The following is a 17,469-nucleotide window of genomic DNA, read 5'->3' as shown; positions in this document are numbered from 1 at the left end:
TATTCCATGCCAATAACCATGATCAAAATAGGTTTGCATACATTCATTTTGTGGATTAGATGGCCATATAATGCTGTCATAAGTACCCTTACAGGTCAGGTAATCATCAAAAAAAATATTAGAATATTTTACATTATTTAAATAATCTTGTTGCAGTTTGTTATCGTTTGTTATTAGTAGGTACTTACCATTCTTATATACTTTTACATAAACAAATAGGGGCAAAGAAAAATAGTCATTTAATGGAAGGCAAAAGTTTTTTATTAACGGATAAATATTCTGATAGTACTCTAAAGCATTTCTATTCATTTTTGGTACTTCATTTACTAACAAGCTACTTGAGTTGTATTACAGCAAATATTTATATACTAAGCAAGATTATTTGAGTTTTTAAGCGTTTTTTATAGACCAATCTCAACTAAATATTAGATCTCTGAGGTGAGATGCAACTAAAAGACTAGACATGTAACTTGCTTGGCAATGCAATCCCAGAAGTTTAGGGGGATTAGAAAAAAGGGTCATGAAAATATACTAATGTCATTTAAACTAGCAATGATAATAGCCAAACTAATATTTGTAATTTTATCTGCTGTGTTAATTGGTCCCTTGCATGCTTGGATACAAGGTATATCAGAAGTTAGTAATAGTTATAAACAAGTCCCTATAGCGTATAGTACTTGTGAATTATGGGCAATATTGCTACTTGCAACAATCCCTAAATTCAATAATAATTAGTATTTCAGTTATTTGAGATAATAGGAAATATTAAAGAAATTATATTAGACAAAATAGTTTTTATTTAGTCGTCTATGCAATTTGTAAGTACAACTAACAAATTGCATAGATGAAGATTGTGATCTTCTAGACCTAATAATTGCCATTAGTTTATTGAGAGCTCTCTGAATCCTCGGCAATAACCAAGGTTCCATTACCAAATAACGCAACTACTTGAACATTATGAGAAGCATCGGGAAGATCAAATGAAACAAGACCATTATTTCCACCACCAAAATAAGGTTCAAAGTCATCATCTGGATTATAACGATTTGGTATTCCCATTGGCATACTTCCACTGCCCGCCATAGTCAATAGCGCTTGTAATTGTAATACTGTTGCTTCAACTACGCTACCTTCAACTTCTATATCTAATAAGGAACTCAGTTGGCTGCTTAAATAATCAACAATATTTCCAAATGAACCAAAAAATCCTCTATTACTTGCTTCGAGTGCATAGGACGCTTTAGTACCAATTAAATCATCAAGAGAGTTTTTACTTGAACTAAACATATTTTCAATCAAAGAACTTATTCCTTGGTCTACGGAGAACTCTAGTTGACTAGACTTTGCTGATTTACTATACATAGATTCTATAGCCCGGGTTGCTTCTTCACTGGTGGTGCTTCCAGTTTGCATTCTAACATCCTGATTTTTAATTCCGTTTACTATTGCTTTTGAGATTCTCATATCTTCTTGCACTCTAGGATCATTCACATATTCCTCTAGTGCCCTGTCTGGATCAATAGCAACTTTTTCATCAAAAGTAGTAGCTCTTTGGTATGCTATATCAACTGAATCCATTGAGTCATCAGTGTCTGTCTTTGCTTCCTCTGCAGCTTTCTTTGCCGCCCATCTAGCTTCAACTTCCTCTGTTGCTATTTTATGCGCTTTTTCGTGGATTAATTTTTTAATAATTTCTGCTGTATTTATACCAATTCCCATCGCTTCACAAAACTGAGCTTTTAAGTCTTGGTCCGAAATTTTATTGATATCATGAATAGGGGTTAAATGTCCATTATTCTCAGCATAAGGATTCGCTCCATAATTAATAAGAATTTGTACTATTACTAAACCTGCTGTATTTTGTTCACTAGATGCAAAATGCAATGCTGTAAAGCCATCTTCATTAAAGGCAATAGCTAGAACAGGATCATCTTCTAAAATATTTTCTACATCTTCGATTTCTCCATCTGCTATTGAACCTATCATATCATTAAAAAGCTCAGCTTCTTCCGCAGTTAAATTCTTTCTCATTCCTGTTTCTTGATCTATATAAAACACTGCATCCTCCAATTTACGAAAATATGTTGAATAAACAACCATGACAAAGCATTTTATATATATATTCTAAAACTGCCAAACTGCCATTGGTATATTAATAAATGTAAACTAATTCTATAACAATAAAAAGGCAAATATATACAAATAGGAGAAAATGTCAATAGAAAGTCAAGCTATATTAACAAATTAACTCTTATAAAAATAAAATGATCTTATTATTTGTCCAGAGAGCTTCCGTGTTGACTATGTTGTGTGACAGGAGAATTATCTGGAGTTTTTGATTTATTTGCTCCTTTAGATACTGTACCATGAGTTTTTAATGCATTTCTTAGTTTAGAAGGATCTTTTGAATCTTCTTCAAGAGATTTTTTAGCTTTCTTCTTTGCAGCTCTAGCTAACCTTTTGGCTTCTTTATCATCAGCAGCCTGAGTTTGTGTTTTTGTGTGGGCTTTTTTATCTTCAAATATCTCATTTATTTCCTCTTGTTCTTGTACCGCTGCTTGTTCAACTATCTCTGTCTTTACTTCAATTTCTTCTTGTTTTTGTAAGGCTTCCATTGCAGGTCTAGTGGCAGCGAGAGCTTCTTCTCTTATCTTTGTTTCAATAGTAGTTATAGCATCTTGCTCTATTTCTCTTTTTGCTATTCCTACTGTCTCAGCAACTCTTTCCATTCTATCTTCTAAGGCATCTTTAATTACTTCTGGGGTTTTAGTCATGGCTGCTCCCACAGCGGCTAATCCACCTTCTATTGTTTGTTCTATTCTTTTAATTGCGTGATCTGTTGCTCTATCAATAATATGCCCATCTTCTTTGAGAACAATATGATTATCTGTTGATCGTCTTTCTTTTTGACGAATATTTTTTCGCTCAAGAAATGCTTGGTTGGTTAATTCTTTATGAGCAAAATAAGCAAGCTTTTGATTGTATTTTTCATTTTCAACAATATTACCCTGTTGTTTTACTATTTCTGCCTTCAGAGCTACAAACGGAGCTAAAACTGCTCTTTTGTAAATTTCCTCTTCTGATATAGCTTTAATTCTAGCTTTTTGTCTCCGGTCCTCAGAAACAAACTTTCCATCCCTTATATCTTGTGATGTTTCGATATCTTCAATAATATCAGGAGACTTTAGATATTGCTCTAATGCTAAACTTGGGTTTCTTGCAAATAATTCATCAAAGAGTTTACGTTCTTCAGATAACAGCCATGAATCTTTTGGTAAAGTTCCATTTTCTGCAGCAGCTTTCGCTGCTTCATATGCAATGGTTGTAATTTCTTTAAGTTTCTCTAATATATCACCAAATGGGTATAGTTCAGCTAGGGCAAATGCATCAGCTATTAAGGATGCCGGAGGAATTTCACCTCTAATTTTATACACAGCAATTCTATGTAGGATTAAATCTAATTTATTCTTGACCTCTTCCTTAGATAGTCTAGGCTTGGCAGATATTGATTCTTTACTATCAGACAGTCTTCCAACAGTATTTATGATATTGTTATTTAGTACTGTTAGGTGGTCATTATTAGCCATAGCGCTGAACTCAAATTATGAAAGTGAAATATAATTGTGATCTATATTAGCTATAAATTCTTAAATAATCGTTAAGCATCTTTTTATAGTAAACAAAATTAACTAAAAATTAATTCTAGAACCTTAAAATTAGTATCCAGGTAAGATTATTTTATTGAAAAAATAATGAAATTAATACTCAATCAAAACAAACTCAATGAAGAATTATTTGAGGCTATTTGCGATGGTGACCTACTTAAAACTAAGGAGTTAATTGCTAATGGGGCCAACGTTAATTCGAAACATCCAGACTATGATTATAATATTTGTCCTTGTTTGTATAAATCCATTATTGAAGAATATATAGATATAGTAGAAATTCTTTTAAATGCTGGAGCTGATCCTAATATACCAGCGTGTGAATTTATTAAAGATATAGAGATCTTTTATTATCCGATACAGGCAGCAGTTACTACAAGCAATAGCTCTGTTGCTATTGTAAAATTACTTATAGAACATGGGCTCAATCTAAATTCAAAATTCTCGCAAGATGCATTTTTACTTATTTGTCAAAATAGGTTTGATCATGCAATTTATATGATTGAATGCTGTAGGGCCCTAATAGTAGCTGGTATTGATCTTAATTATATTGATGAGTTAGAAGAAACTGCTCTTTTTCTGGCAGCAACAAGTAATAATATAGGCATTACAAAGCTACTTATAGAAAATGGAGCAAAAAAGAATCTAGCCTCCAGTTTTGCTCTTGATAACTATGATGAAGTAACAAGCATTTATCAAAATAGTGATAAGAGAGTTGATAATGAAGCATATATACTTTGTAAAGCTGTATTTTTTAGAAATACAACACTAATTGAAAAAATGTTAAACTTTGGTGTTAATATAAACATTCCTTATCAAGGCTCTGTAGGACCTAAAAAAACAGCCCTAACCTCTACCCATAATCGCTTCATGAGGGAATGGTTATTAAAACAAGGTGCAGATCCGAAAGTTATAATAAAAACAGAGAGAGCAAATCCATTATGTGATGTTATTGTTTCTGAAGATATCGAACCATTTAAATTACTACTTAGCTCAGGAGCAGATCCTAATGAGACAAGCTCAGACCACACCAAAACACCAATCTTGCACCTTGCTGTGTCTTATTCCTCTCCGCTAGAAAAGTCAAAGCGGTTATTATTTTATGGGGCAGATATTCATGCGAAAGATGTTTTGCAACGGTCAGTAATGCATGCGATATTAAATCAGCAATTATCAAGGGCTAATGAGTATTCTGAAGAAGATTATGAAGAATTAGAAGAAGAAAAGTTACAAGTAATTGATTTTCTACTTTTTTATAACGCTAACCCAGTTCCTAAGGATATTAGGGGTAATACCCCATTGCATGTGGCAGTAGTAAGTGGTTATAGTTCTGTTATTCTAGAAAAGTTGATAGCAATTGGAAATAATATAAATGAAAAGAACTATTATGGAGAAACTGCACTTTCTCTGGCCGCCAGGAGTGGAAATACAAAAGCGGTCAATTATTTAATTGAGCAAGGTGCAAAAAAGGATTTAACTTTCCTCATTTGCTTTGATAGTCAACCTAACGTTTTAAGAAGAATAAAGAAAGTAAAATTTGTTGAAATTCTTGATCAAGAATATAATACGTTACTTCACTATGCTGCACGAAGAGGTTTTATAGATGTTATAAAAGAGTTGCTTCATCAAGGGGCAAAAATCAATCTATTTAACAGATCTCACCAAACTCCATTAGATATAGCTGAGAGCAATTTGCAGACAGAAGTATTTAAATATCTTGCAAAAGAAGGGGGAAAGACATATGGTGAACTCTCTAATAATTGTATCTGGGATTGGTGCTGCGGGTATTGGTTGCCAAATACACACGGAAAAATAAGGTTATGTTATAGTTTTGCCGGTGCTAAAAAAGATATTTGTAATAAATATGGTTTTGTTAAAGAAAGTATTCCTCTCTCGTTTCTACAACAAAACTTAGCTATAAAAGTTATGAAGTATATTTCAGACATTCTAAATATCACTTTCTATAAAAGTAGAAATATAGAAGAAGCTGATTTATTCATTGGACAATTTTCTGACAAAGAGATATGGAATTATTCTGGAGCTGAACTCAAACATGTTGATCACTGGATTATTTCTAAAGCTTCTATTGCTATTAATAATTATCGTTTCAAGGATAGTACTATTGAATCTTATCCTAGTTTCTCATTTATGAATATTTTACAAAGTTTTGGAAGAGTGTTAGGTCTTAGATACTCAAAAGAATCCTATATTTTATATAAGAATCAAAGTATGTTAGATGAATATTATGAAGTAGGGTTTAGTAGAAATGACCTTGAGAAACTTAGTTCTAGATATAGCTTTACTAGATAGGAAGAGCTGTAATGAATATAATAACTCTCTAGATGGTGGAGGTGCCCATTAAAGCTAGATGAAATTGATTTTTAGCTCCTTCAAATGACTCTTTATTTCTTATTTGTATATGTATTTTAAGTGTTTTGTACTCTCGAGAAAGTACTTCCTATCCGTATTTAGAATATTGGTGCAATTGTTTAATATAACCATAGGTATTAATCTAGTGGAAATATCATTTAACGATAGGCAGCTCATTCCAATTTGTAGTAAATTCTGGTGATTTTTTCTCACTTATCATTTGCCAAGTTCTCTTTGATCCTTGACTTGCTTGGAAAACAGTATTATTACCCATATTATTATTTATTGAATCTAACACTTTCATTAGTTTATCTGAGTGTGAGTAATCTGTTTTGTTAAATAATTCTATTTGTTCTGCCTTAGTTGGCTGGAAATTAGTTAGAATTATTCCTAACTTATGATACTGATATCCTGGTTTGAACATTTGGTGCAGAGCCCTTTTTGCATAATGGATAATTTCTGCTGTATTGTTGGAAGGTCGGGGTAGGGGATATAATAAACTATTTCTATATTGAGGTTGTTTATTTCCAAAAGTATTAGTACTTAAGAAAACACAAATCTCATTTGTGCGTGAATCTTGTTTCCTAAGCTTTATACATGCAGTACTGATATAGTTGCTTAAGGCTTCTTCTAATTCTTCTATTGCAGTAATAGGTCTTCCAAAAGAGCGAGATGAGGTAATGGATTTCTTATCCTCGTGCAGAGTGGTTAATTCAAGATATGAAATTTCATTAAGCTCATGAATTATTCTCTCTACAACAACAGAGAATTTCTTACGCATAAATAATGGATCACTATCTCGTAATTCCCTAGCATTGCCAATTCCTAATAGTCTTAATCTTGGAGCTAGCTTACTACCTATACCCCAGATGTCTTCAACTTGGAAATTTTCTAAGATGCTGTCTAATTTGGGGTTGTTAAGAAGGTTAAGGACTCCTTTAGATTTTTTAGCTAGGTGATTTGCTATCTTTGCTAATGTTTTTGTAGAAGCAATGCCAACCGATACTGGAACACCAACCCATTGATTTAATTTTTGTTTTATATTATGTCCGAATGCCATATAGTCATCTATATTGAGCGTTTGGAGACCAAGGAAAGCTTCATCTACTGAATACACTTCTACAAACGGACATAATAGCTTCAAGCTTTCCATAATGCGACAAGACATATTGCTATATAGTTTATAATTAGAAGATAGTACCTTGAGTTTTCTTTGTTGGTATAAATGTTCGAATTTATAGAAAGGTTCTCCCATAGCAATATTCAGTGCTTTTGCCTCATCAGAACGCGCTATTGCACAGCCATCGTTATTTGATAAAACAACAACAGGTTTGTTTTCTAGATTGGGAGCAAATACCCTCTCACATGAAACAAAGAAGTTATTACAATCAACTAAAGCAAAGATAGATTTATTGTTCATAATGGGTGAATAACATTTGTAACCACACCCCAAATATGAGCGCCTGTTTCCGAATTGATTGTAATGGGAGGAAATTTATCATTCTCAGCATAAAGAAAAGCCTTGTTGTTCTTTATTACTAGCCGTTTAACTGTTAAAGCTCCTTCAATTGCTGCAATAACAATTTTGTCATTACTAGGAGTAAGGCTACGATCAACAATTAGAAGGTCGTTATTATGTATTCCAACGCCAAGCATTGAGTCTCCACTGACTCTAACAAAAAAGGTGGCAGTTGGATGTTTAATTAAGTATTTGTTTAGATCAAGATTATCTTCAATATAATCATCTACAAAGGAGGGGAAACCGGCTTCTACTTTGCATCCCTGAAGTGGGAGTTGATAGACTTCTGATTTTTCAGCTGAATTACTTGCAAGATATATTTTATTCATTATTAATTCAGATAGATTATACTTATAGACATTTCTATAATATCAAAATAAATACTATCTATAAAGACATTTGCTTTTTATTATATTTGATAATAACAGTCTTAAGAAGTGAATTTTTTTCAAAGAATATAAACAGAAGTAAGGTTATAATATTGATATATTTTACAATCTTCCCTATCAAAATACTGTATATAGTCTTATAAGAAATAAGTATAGATGCTGGAATGAACCAAATAGCTCCTAAGATTATAATTTAGCACATAACCATGAATAACGTAGGAGCACTAATAAAAAACGTATATATATTAAGGATAAGAGCAAATTTCATGAGTGGGTAGCAAGATTATCCATGACACGCCAATACATATTGTTATATAGCGTAAAACTAGAGGAGAGAATTTGGATCTTTTTATACAGATCTTTTAGATTGATAACTATTATGACTATCGGGTTATATTAGCCCTAAGCTCAATGGAAAATAGAGCACTATCCGACAAGAAATAGCATTAGTTGAATGACCATTACTAAAAGGACACAAAACTTGACAGATATTAAATTATAGACATTATATCTCTGTTCTATATATAATTGTATTGGGGAAGTTGAGTTATTATATGTCAAACAAGAAAAGAATTATTATAATTCTTATCATAGGTTGTGTGTTATTTTTAAGTACTTTGTTATTTTTTCTTTTTAATGAATTAGATAATCATAATCAATATATTAAACATAGATTTAGTGAAAAAATTTCATCGATTGAATCATTGTTTAATAGTAAAATTGCTAATGCAAAACATCTAATATATAGTTTAGGCGTTACAATAGCAGAATCACCAATCAGTGAATTCTCCCTTGGATATCAAGATCTAATAAATAATTTCGATTCAAGAAATAATTTTGACGAAGAGATAACAATACCCTTTGGTTTTATAAGCTTTCTAACAAAAAGTGAGATCGACTCCTTATCTTTAACTTCCAAGAATTTTCATACAAATTTATATAATAGAAATCATTTAGAGTTTAACCAGTGTATAAAAGAAAGTGAAAAGGAGCCTTATAAAGTTAAGATAATCTCTCCTAGAATAGGTTTGAGTCTAAAAGAACAAATCATTCCTATAAATATGGCAGTGATAGATGTAAATAATCGTTATGTTGGTCAGATTTGCTCCGGACTAGTTGTAAAGGGTTTACTCCATAAAATTAACTCATATTTTGGTTATAGCAGGCATATAAATGGAATAAGAATGGCTATTAATTATAATAAGGATATGAGTTTAGAATCACTTAATATGAGTAGAATATTACGGTCTATTATATTAGGTAGAGATATATTCATTTCACATCAGCTTCATAAGTACCCTTTAGTAATTGAAATAAAATTAAAACATAACTTTTTTATTCAATCTACGCTTAGGTTTATATTATTCTCTTTGAGTGTTTTACTAATATTCTCTGTAATTGCATTTATTATTTACAAGGAAATACTTTGTTATTATGAACATCCTTTACAGAAGATTCAAAAGAAACTAAATGTTCTTAGTGGGGGTATTGAGAATGGACACAACAATACTATTCCTTCCAGGATAAGCTCTTGTTCAGCTGAGGTTTTTACTAGTATAAATAAAATGATAGACGATTATCAGTTGGCTTTTCTAAAAGGCTCATCTTCTAATATTCAGAACCAGGAGATTCAAAAAAAGATTCTAAATCTAATCTATATTGAACAGCACTTTTTATCTCTTCATAAAAGTAAGATAGGTGAAGATAAATTATATTCATTTAAATTATCTGGCTTCATAAAGGAAGAGCCCATTATCCAATCTGTTTATGATTTTCTACAGCAGCTTACTAATTATTGTGCCGATTTTTATTACGAGGTTAGTATTAAGCTTATAGTTGCTAGTAAAGATAGAAAAGATTTTACGTTTAAACAAACAGCTCTAATAGAAGTGATATTTAGTATTTTTACTTTTATAATAAGATCTGGATTTGATATAGAAGACGAGAACATTACACTAAGGGCAGAATTTCTAGGTATTGATGATTTTCCTACCTTTACAATTGAGGTTGTTATGCAAGGTTGTGGAAAGACCTTAGGGTATGAAGTAGGCCCACAATTCACGCATACAGGATTATTAGGTATCTATCTATTAGCTAAGGAAAATAAGTTATTTTTTGATATAAATAAGGTTGGAGATAAGATAAGTTTTATCCTAAGACCTATTGGAAATGAAATAGATAATTTGTACGTAAATATATAATAAATAAAGGAGTTTTTCCAGGTGATAAATCTATTCAAAAATCATATATTTAGCACTAAAAAATGCTTCTAAGAAATGGACTAAGCCAATCAGAAATTGGCCTCTGGCTTTAAACAAATTTGAAATCTTATGTGGAGATTCGAGATATGATTTAGTAACAAAAATAAAATAAACTTATACAAAGAAAATGATAGACTCATATCCATAGTTAGATATTTTTTATAAACTTTCATTATATGTGTTTTGTTTTTTTTTCTTTTTTCCTTGATTTATTAATAGTTATAGGTGGTTCTAGTTTAGTATTGTTGAAATTGTCTTTTCTAAAGTATTCATCTATAATGGCATAATCATTTCCACTTTGTTCATATTGTTTCTTTGCTTTACTCAATCTTGCTAGCTGTTCAGGTGTATATCTTTTATGCATTTATAATTCTCCAACGTAAAATGATATTATACTCTAGTTTTTGTTTTTTTTCCACGTTTTTTGAGAGTGTGTGGTGTTATATTATTAGTATGAGTTTTGCTTTTATGAGAGAGAGCCTTTCTTATTTTTATTGAAGGCTTTATTCTTGGAGCTGGCATTTCTGGTATATTTTTATCGTATTCTACATTGAGGCCTGCTTGTTGTAATTTTGTTATACTACTTAAAGATGATAAAGTACGATTGCTAGAGGCTAACACTAGATCAGTAGTTAAATTTTGATTGAGGTCTTTCTTTTCTAGAAATTCTTTGGATCTTTTATAATCCCAGATTTTAATATTTTTTGCTTTAAAATTACCCTCTTCAATTAAAATAGGAATCTTTCCTCTAGGAACATTATTATCAACTATTGTGTATTCTATATTACTATCTTTGTTTGCAATTAGTATATTATGCAAATCCGTACTAATATCTTTATGAGCTCTACGTAAAAGAGTTGTGTCAATGAACCTTCCAGTTTTTCGACCTCTTTCTGCTGCCCACTTTATACTTGTTTCTACAGGTATAGTGACGCAATTTAAGTGAAGTTTTCCACCATCTAAGGTAGCTAGATTTATTTTCTCTTGTGTTGGGTATACGGTATCAATCAGTATATGTGGGGCGCCTTCGTTACTGAGAACTTTTTTGTTAAGATGTCTATAAATATTTTTGCTGATTAAATATGACTCTTCATGATTAAAACTGGCATGATTTATAGTATTAGGCCCTAATTCCTTTGGGTTAGAAACTAAACTACGATATGAGTCAGTGTTAACTTTTACAATATTTGATTCTTCTATTCCTAAATTCTCAGCATCTATTATTGACATCCCAAAAACTGTTCCTTTTCCAGATGCAGGGGCTCCTATAATCATAAATGTATGTCTATCACTTCCTGTTTGTAACGAGAGACGTCTTAATGGTACTGTATTTCCATTTATTGTATGCTTAGGATAATAGACTTGCTTTGAATCTATTATATTTGATATATAGGGTTGAATAAGTTGTTCTATTTCTTCCCTCATCTTCTGGTTGTAGAACTTGTCATAGACTATTTTTTGAACAATAGAAAGATGGTTATCTGTAAAGCTATGTTCTCCTGGAGTATATAATCCATTATCGATACGGATTTTTACTTTGTTATAGGTTTCTTTAATTTCACGAAGATAATAACGTTGTTTTTCATTCAATGATTTAATATCTGGTATATCATTATTAGCTACATTAAACTTTAGAAAAACAGCTAATGCTTGTTCAAGACTCGTTTGAATGTTATTATGTATTCTTTCAAAGATTACTTTCTCCAAAGTTTTTTCAGAAGGTTGATTTGTGCTTTTTAATAAGGGAATAATATGGTTTTTGTATACATCTTGTACTATGGCAGATAAGTCACTGCTGTTATATTGTTTAACTTCTGTTTCAATGCAAGCTATTGTTTCATAATATGCTAATCTTCTAGGGGTAAGAGTTAGTAAATGAACAACGTGTTCTGCTCCTAGAGCATTTGCTATCTCCGTGATTTCATTAGTCTGTCTTATTGTATATTTTAGAATTGAGAATTGTTCATTGGATTCTATATTAACTTTCTGAGTAATATAGCTATCTAAACTTGGAATGTTTGATACTGTTGAAGTTGGTTTGGGTTTCACTTTAATCTATAGATTATTAACATATTATCTAGATATTAACACAATGTTCTAGGGTCTTGTAGGAAAAACTGAATAATAGAATTATAAAAATAAACACCCTCAATAAAGGTATATGGTTTTTGTTATATTTAATTAAGCACAGCCTTAAAGAGTAAGTTCCACCCAAAAAATACAAATAGAACTAAAGTTATAATATTGATATATTTTGCAGTCCTTCCTGTTAAAATACTTTGGATAGTATTAGAAGAGATAAATATAGATGCTCCAATAAACCAAATTGCACCTATGATTACAATTTCTAACCAGCATACCACTTTAAATAATGTAGTAGCGTCTTTTGCAATAAATGTTGAGAATATTGTTAAAAAGAAAGATAAAGCTAATGGATTTAGTGCATCTATCAAAAACCCTTGTTTAAAACCTTCTTTAGTGGTCATAGTTTGATTACTATTTTTTGCTTCTCCTATAGTTATTTTATCTGTATTGTGGATAGTTCTAATTAGTCCGGTTATACCTAAATACATTAAATATGCTGCACAAATAATTTGAAGTATCTCCATAATATACAAGGAATATGTAAAGTTAATTCCTAGAAGAATATAGAATGCTTGTAGTGCAATTCCAATTATCGTACCAAGAGCTGTACATATTCCAACTTTTTGTCCATAGATAGAGCCATTTCTAAATATTGCAATTATAGAAGGTCCAGGAGACATAATTGCTAGCAAATATGTGATTCCTATTTTAAGTAATATATCATATTCAATCATAGTTATTTCTTCTTTTAATCAAGTTTATAGGATTCTTAAATTATATAGATTAGTTTACTCTTGCCAGTTATATACTATAAGCTTCTCTATTTTGTTGAATTCTTCAATATTCGAAGTAATCATAGTCAAATTATGAAAAGCAGCTGTTGCTCCTATTAGAATATCATAATAGCCAATTGACTTACCCTGTTTATGTAAATTAGCTCTAATTAATGCAGCTTCTAATGCGATCTCCTTATTAAAAGGAATGATCTTTATTGATTGGATGAAGTCCATAAGAATATCTTTGATAGCGACTGATATTTTATCTTGAAGCAATAGAGTGCCATATTCTATTTCCATTATCGTTATGGCAGAGATTGCTAACTCAGAAGGACTACAATTTTTGATTCGTTTAATAGTTTTGATATCACCTTTAATGAAATCACTTAGTACACAAGTATCTAATAAATATCTCATGCTAATAATTCTTATATATATTGGTTTTGGGTACTGATGTATTACTTATATCTTTTTTAATTTCCTCAGCTAATCCTTTCATTTTATTATATTCTTCTTCCCCATAAACTTTCATATAACAAGAAGTGCCGATCTCATAATAATCTTGTTTTATCGATTCATTTGTATAGTTCAATATTTGAGAACAACTTTCAGGAGGGACCTTAACAACCGAAGCACCTGTTGATTTAGCTATTGAATTAAGTAAGAAGTTTGGTAGAGAAACAATATCTTTCGCTGTGTCTCTAAAGCATATATCTGAATTATTGTGATATTCTTGTAACTCAGCATTATTAAGTGAATCTATTTTATTAGCAATACATTCATCATATGTATTTTTTAAATTATTCTTTTGAGTGTCAGTGTATTTAATAAGAAGAATTAAAATGGTAATACTTAAGATAATGATTGTATAAATAATTGTTTTTTTCATTTTGCTATCCTTATTGCCTTTGTGTTAAATGATAAATATCTCACTCTATATCAGTGTTTGGCTCTTTCAATTCCTTTCGATGTGCTTCGAATCCTTCCCAGCTAGAGATGTTTTCAATGCCTTGAAAGTCTAAAATAGAATCTGGCCATTTTTCTTTTTTATGACTCTTTACCAACATGGTTATAGCTTCCTGAATTAAGGTATTACGTTTTTTATGAGTATCTATTGCAACCGTGTCTAATTGCTTGGCTAAATCATCATTTATATAGATGTTTACATTCATAATTCTAACTCCATAATTATATGATATTACATATATAATATAACACCCTATAACATGTTACAAGCTATTTCTTTGGATTATTATGAAATTTAAACAATAAAGTTACCCCATAAAGAATAACTTATAACTCATTGAAGAAGTAAATGATTATAAAAATAGTCCACCAAATCTTTATTTTTAAAGTCCAAAATAGTATTTAGTTAATTAAAGGATATCTAGTGAATTTCTTTGTGCATTACATTCATAAATGTGTTTTTTCTTTTTATTATGAAGGTTCCGCCCCTTCACCAAGAATGTCAAGGTATTTACGATATACATATACTCTATCGCGTTGCCTACCTGTGATCTCTTCTAGGATTCCTAACTTTAACATTGAATTAAAGGTACTTCTTACAGTTGGGGGTGTGAGTCCTAATTCTTTGCTCAATAAAGGGACTGAAGTTTGAGGCATTGTTTTTAGATATTCTAATACTTCAATACAAGAAAGTCTGCTCCTACCTAATTTTTGAATTTTTAATAAATCTTTCTCAAATAAGGTATTTATTTTCTTAGCAGAACTTATGGCCTGTTTAGCTGACTCAGTAACACCCTCTAAAAAAACTCTAACCATGTTTCCCATGTACCTTTAAGTCTTACTTGTTGTAATAAATTATAATAAGTACTTCTGTTTTGTTTAAAATAAACACTTAGATATAAAAGGGGTTCTTCCAATAGACCTTCTTGATAGAGTATTAAACTAATAAGCAATCTGCCCAACCTTCCATTTCCATCTAAGAAAGGGTGAATAGTCTCAAATTATGCATGTGCTATACCAGTCTTAATTAAAGATGGTAATTTAGATTTTTTTCGTGAAAGAAAAACTTTAAGTTAGATAAACAATCCATTAAATTTTCCACAGGTGGAGGAACAAATAGAGCGTTCCCTGGTCTGCTTCTCCCAATCCAAATTTGTGATCTTCTAAACTCTCCTGGTAATTTATTTTCCCCTCTGCTGCTTGATAATAATAACGAGTGGATTTCACAAATTAACCTTAGGGGTAAAGGGAAATGATTTTTAAGCCTTTCTAATCCATAATTAATTGCTTCTACATCTCTAGATACTTCTTCAATATCATCCACAGAAATGTTATTTTTCTGATGGCGTTCAAATAACATCAAATCTGCAAATGAGCTTTGGGTTCCCTCAATTTGAGAAGAAAGTAATGTCTCTTTACGCACGTACATATAAATAAAAAGAGATATACTAGGCATAATCTTTTTTTGCAATACTATTAAGTTCAGCAAGTGCTAATGTTGATCTTTCTATATAGGGATATAGTTTATTAACTTAAATTGAGGGTTGAGGGGGCAGAGGAGGGGGACATAAGCTTTATAACTTTCTGTAGCTAATTTTTTTAAGATATAAGTTCCAATCCTATTGCTCATATTTATCTATTTTTTCTTAAGGGACTCAACTAAGAAAAAATAGCGTATTATATTTACTTAGTTAAGAATGTTATTATTTTATAATGATTAATTCTGCATAAAAGTTTGCTCACTCATCATTATTTAATGCATATCAATTTCACTCTATCAAAACATATCCACGTGATAGTCTTCTTTTATGAGTTTCTGTAAATATATTATTTATTTCATCTTTAGATTCACAATATAGAGTTTTAGATCCTTGTATTTTATTTTTTAAGCCACCCCATTTTTTTATAATGACCCACTCAGAGAATAAGTTTTGACAGAGAGAAAGCTTATAATATCTAGTCTCTGACTTCCAACACCAATCTTTCCAGTTATTAAAAGCGAAGTTATTCTTCATAAGAGTATCATTTGTTGGGTTTAAAGGCATCTTCTCCAAGTTTTTGATAAAATTGAAAATGATGTTCACCTGAAGTTTTATCATGAATCTTGTTATAAGCATCAATTAAGGCACCAAGAATTACTTCCTTGTGTTTTTCCTTAAGATAGTCAAGCTTAGCCTTTATAACTAATCCACCGAGTTCTATCTTATTTCTTGTGTCCAACTTTCTTTCTTTGTTTATCATGCGCTTTAAACTCAACTTATTATAATAAAATTGTTTTATAACTTTTCTAACCTTCGCTAGGGTAGTGTTCTTTTTAAGACTTTCTAACTCTATATTTGCGACGAAAAAAGGCGGGTGCCTTTTCCCTCATAAGTAGTTCGAATGCTTTTAGATTATCAGATAACTCTTCAGTTTGTTTGCCATCGATTTCTTTTATAACAGCGAAGGCCCCAGCAAGTAGTTCATTATCGATAGAAAGACAGTTTGTTTTCTCTATAATAGAAAATATTTCCTCTTTGCGTTGCAGAATCAGTTGTTGTTTTTCTTCTTCGAGTTTTTTTAGTTTTTCTGAATAATCTATTCTTGAACGAGAAGATTTCTTTTTAATAGTTTCAGACATTTATTAGTTCTCCTTATGGTATAATTTATATTTAGAGTGTTTATACTTATGTTCCTTGTTGTTGATTTAGTAGCCCTAAGTTTAAAAGTTCTATTCTATATTCTAATTCTGTTCTAATAATTGGGCTCCATTTGCTAATAAGAAACTCAATGAATACTGGTGTCTCTCCTATATTTTTTATAAATGAGGAGGGGAGGTGTTTATTAATTAAAGCGGAGATATATTCATGCAGAGCCTTTTCAACTATATGACTAATATGAATTAGATACATTTGTTCATTATGAATTAGGTCTAGAGTTGAGTATGAAGTTAGTTGTTGATCAATCCTTTCTTGAATATAATTATATATTATTTGAGCAATCTTCTGATTATCTATATAAACAAAGTTATTATTACATTCCATATTATGGCCTCTAAATTATATTTCTATTCTAACAAGTTATAGAATATTTAAAGAGAGATTCAGGCTTAAATCTATCATAAAAGAGAAGCCTAAACCTCACCCTGTGCAGTCATCGGTTTCCCAACCTGTACTGCGTTTGTAATTGTAAACTATATACATATATATTGCAAGTCTAGGCAGCGTTATATGCTAACAATATTACTTCAAGGTGTTGCATTAAATAACATAAACAACCTCACCTTGTTTATAAATATCCTAGCGGGGAATGGGGGGCGGCGATGAGCCCCCTTAAATTCACTCGTCATTGAAGTATTATAATTAATATAGCTAACTTGACAAGTTGGGAGTAGACGTGTTAAAATCCATTATTGCTAATAGCGCACTTACGCATTCTACCTATTGATATAATGCAAGC

At 30.9% G+C, this 17,469-nt stretch carries 21 protein-coding genes; 3 read left to right on the top strand and 18 right to left on the bottom strand.

Annotation, left to right across the window (positions count from 1 at the left end):
- A partial coding sequence (locus N4A31_03720) for a hypothetical protein (GenBank protein ID MCT4635343.1) occupies nt 1-309 on the bottom strand: 309 nt, incomplete at its 3' end.
- A 225-nt stretch (nt 310-534) separates the two neighbouring features.
- On the opposite strand from N4A31_03720, the gene N4A31_03715 reads away from it, so the two are divergent.
- Nucleotides 535-735: a hypothetical protein gene (locus tag N4A31_03715; GenBank protein MCT4635342.1), complete on the top strand. Its 201-nt coding sequence runs from the start codon at nt 535-537 to the stop codon at nt 733-735.
- A gap of 150 nt (nt 736-885) precedes the next feature.
- Here N4A31_03715 and N4A31_03710 read toward each other — a convergent pair whose 3' ends face one another.
- Nucleotides 886-2,058 carry a hypothetical protein gene (locus N4A31_03710; protein ID MCT4635341.1) on the bottom strand — a complete coding sequence of 391 codons (1,173 nt, stop codon included), beginning with the start codon at nt 2,056-2,058 and terminating at the stop codon, nt 886-888.
- 215 nt (nt 2,059-2,273) lie between these two features.
- On the bottom strand, nt 2,274-3,587 hold the full coding sequence (locus N4A31_03705) for a hypothetical protein (protein MCT4635340.1): 1,314 nt from the start codon (nt 3,585-3,587) through the stop codon (nt 2,274-2,276).
- 165 nt (nt 3,588-3,752) lie between these two features.
- Between N4A31_03705 and N4A31_03700 the strand changes: the two genes are divergently transcribed.
- Nucleotides 3,753-5,975, top strand: a complete 2,223-nt coding sequence (locus N4A31_03700; GenBank protein ID MCT4635339.1) for an ankyrin repeat domain-containing protein — start codon at nt 3,753-3,755, stop codon at nt 5,973-5,975.
- Between the two features lie 214 nt (nt 5,976-6,189).
- On the opposite strand, the gene N4A31_03695 is transcribed toward N4A31_03700, so the two are convergent.
- Together N4A31_03695 and umuD are read right to left on the bottom strand one after the other, a co-directional pair.
- Nucleotides 6,190-7,455, bottom strand: a complete 1,266-nt coding sequence (locus tag N4A31_03695; GenBank protein ID MCT4635338.1) for a Y-family DNA polymerase — start codon at nt 7,453-7,455, stop codon at nt 6,190-6,192.
- Nucleotides 7,452-7,883: a translesion error-prone DNA polymerase V autoproteolytic subunit gene (umuD, locus tag N4A31_03690; protein ID MCT4635337.1), complete on the bottom strand. Its 432-nt coding sequence runs from the start codon at nt 7,881-7,883 to the stop codon at nt 7,452-7,454. The genes N4A31_03695 and umuD overlap by 4 nt, the downstream gene beginning before the upstream one ends.
- A gap of 614 nt (nt 7,884-8,497) precedes the next feature.
- On the opposite strand from umuD, the gene N4A31_03685 reads away from it, so the two are divergent.
- The gene (locus N4A31_03685) at nt 8,498-10,144 is read left to right on the top strand and encodes a hypothetical protein (GenBank protein ID MCT4635336.1); all 1,647 of its coding nucleotides are present in this window, start codon (nt 8,498-8,500) and stop codon (nt 10,142-10,144) included.
- A gap of 232 nt (nt 10,145-10,376) precedes the next feature.
- Here the strand turns inward: N4A31_03685 and N4A31_03680 are convergent, their stop codons facing one another.
- The 13 genes from N4A31_03680 to N4A31_03620 all read right to left on the bottom strand — a co-directional run bounded on the left by N4A31_03680 (nt 10,377) and on the right by N4A31_03620 (nt 17,054).
- Nucleotides 10,377-10,568 carry a hypothetical protein gene (locus N4A31_03680; protein ID MCT4635335.1) on the bottom strand — a complete coding sequence of 64 codons (192 nt, stop codon included), beginning with the start codon at nt 10,566-10,568 and terminating at the stop codon, nt 10,377-10,379.
- A gap of 26 nt (nt 10,569-10,594) precedes the next feature.
- Complete coding sequence (locus tag N4A31_03675) at nt 10,595-12,253, bottom strand: zeta toxin family protein (protein ID MCT4635334.1); 1,659 nt, start codon at nt 12,251-12,253, stop codon at nt 10,595-10,597.
- A 128-nt stretch (nt 12,254-12,381) separates the two neighbouring features.
- Nucleotides 12,382-13,023, bottom strand: coding sequence for a LysE family translocator (locus N4A31_03670; GenBank protein MCT4635333.1), 642 nt, complete (start codon nt 13,021-13,023; stop codon nt 12,382-12,384).
- Between the two features lie 54 nt (nt 13,024-13,077).
- Nucleotides 13,078-13,482, bottom strand: a complete 405-nt coding sequence (locus N4A31_03665; GenBank protein MCT4635332.1) for a PIN domain-containing protein — start codon at nt 13,480-13,482, stop codon at nt 13,078-13,080.
- Between the two features lies 1 nt (nt 13,483).
- Nucleotides 13,484-13,954, bottom strand: a complete 471-nt coding sequence (locus N4A31_03660) for a hypothetical protein (protein MCT4635331.1) — start codon at nt 13,952-13,954, stop codon at nt 13,484-13,486.
- Between the two features lie 40 nt (nt 13,955-13,994).
- Nucleotides 13,995-14,237 (bottom strand): ribbon-helix-helix domain-containing protein, encoded by a 243-nt coding sequence (locus N4A31_03655; protein ID MCT4635330.1) that lies wholly within the window; start codon nt 14,235-14,237, stop codon nt 13,995-13,997.
- Nucleotides 14,238-14,502: 265 nt separating this feature from the next.
- Nucleotides 14,503-14,847 (bottom strand): hypothetical protein, encoded by a 345-nt coding sequence (locus N4A31_03650; GenBank protein ID MCT4635329.1) that lies wholly within the window; start codon nt 14,845-14,847, stop codon nt 14,503-14,505.
- A complete protein-coding gene (locus N4A31_03645) occupies nt 14,829-15,023 on the bottom strand; it encodes a Fic family protein (GenBank protein MCT4635328.1) in 195 nt (64 codons plus the stop codon). The genes N4A31_03650 and N4A31_03645 overlap by 19 nt, the downstream gene beginning before the upstream one ends.
- A 35-nt stretch (nt 15,024-15,058) precedes the next feature.
- Nucleotides 15,059-15,487, bottom strand: coding sequence for a hypothetical protein (locus N4A31_03640; protein ID MCT4635327.1), 429 nt, complete (start codon nt 15,485-15,487; stop codon nt 15,059-15,061).
- A gap of 313 nt (nt 15,488-15,800) precedes the next feature.
- Nucleotides 15,801-16,046, bottom strand: coding sequence for a WGR domain-containing protein (locus tag N4A31_03635; GenBank protein MCT4635326.1), 246 nt, complete (start codon nt 16,044-16,046; stop codon nt 15,801-15,803).
- Nucleotides 16,047-16,053: 7 nt separating this feature from the next.
- Entirely contained in the window at nt 16,054-16,272 is a 219-nt protein-coding gene (locus N4A31_03630) for a conjugal transfer protein TraD (GenBank protein MCT4635325.1), read from the bottom strand.
- A gap of 73 nt (nt 16,273-16,345) precedes the next feature.
- Nucleotides 16,346-16,651: a hypothetical protein gene (locus N4A31_03625; protein ID MCT4635324.1), complete on the bottom strand. Its 306-nt coding sequence runs from the start codon at nt 16,649-16,651 to the stop codon at nt 16,346-16,348.
- A 46-nt stretch (nt 16,652-16,697) separates the two neighbouring features.
- Nucleotides 16,698-17,054 carry a hypothetical protein gene (locus tag N4A31_03620; GenBank protein ID MCT4635323.1) on the bottom strand — a complete coding sequence of 119 codons (357 nt, stop codon included), beginning with the start codon at nt 17,052-17,054 and terminating at the stop codon, nt 16,698-16,700.
- Nucleotides 17,055-17,469 lie beyond the last annotated feature (415 nt).

The organism is Rickettsiales bacterium (assembly GCA_025210695.1).
Classification (GTDB): domain Bacteria; phylum Pseudomonadota; class Alphaproteobacteria; order Rickettsiales; family CANDYO01; genus CANDYO01.
This window is presented reverse-complemented; position numbering and strand designations above follow the sequence as displayed.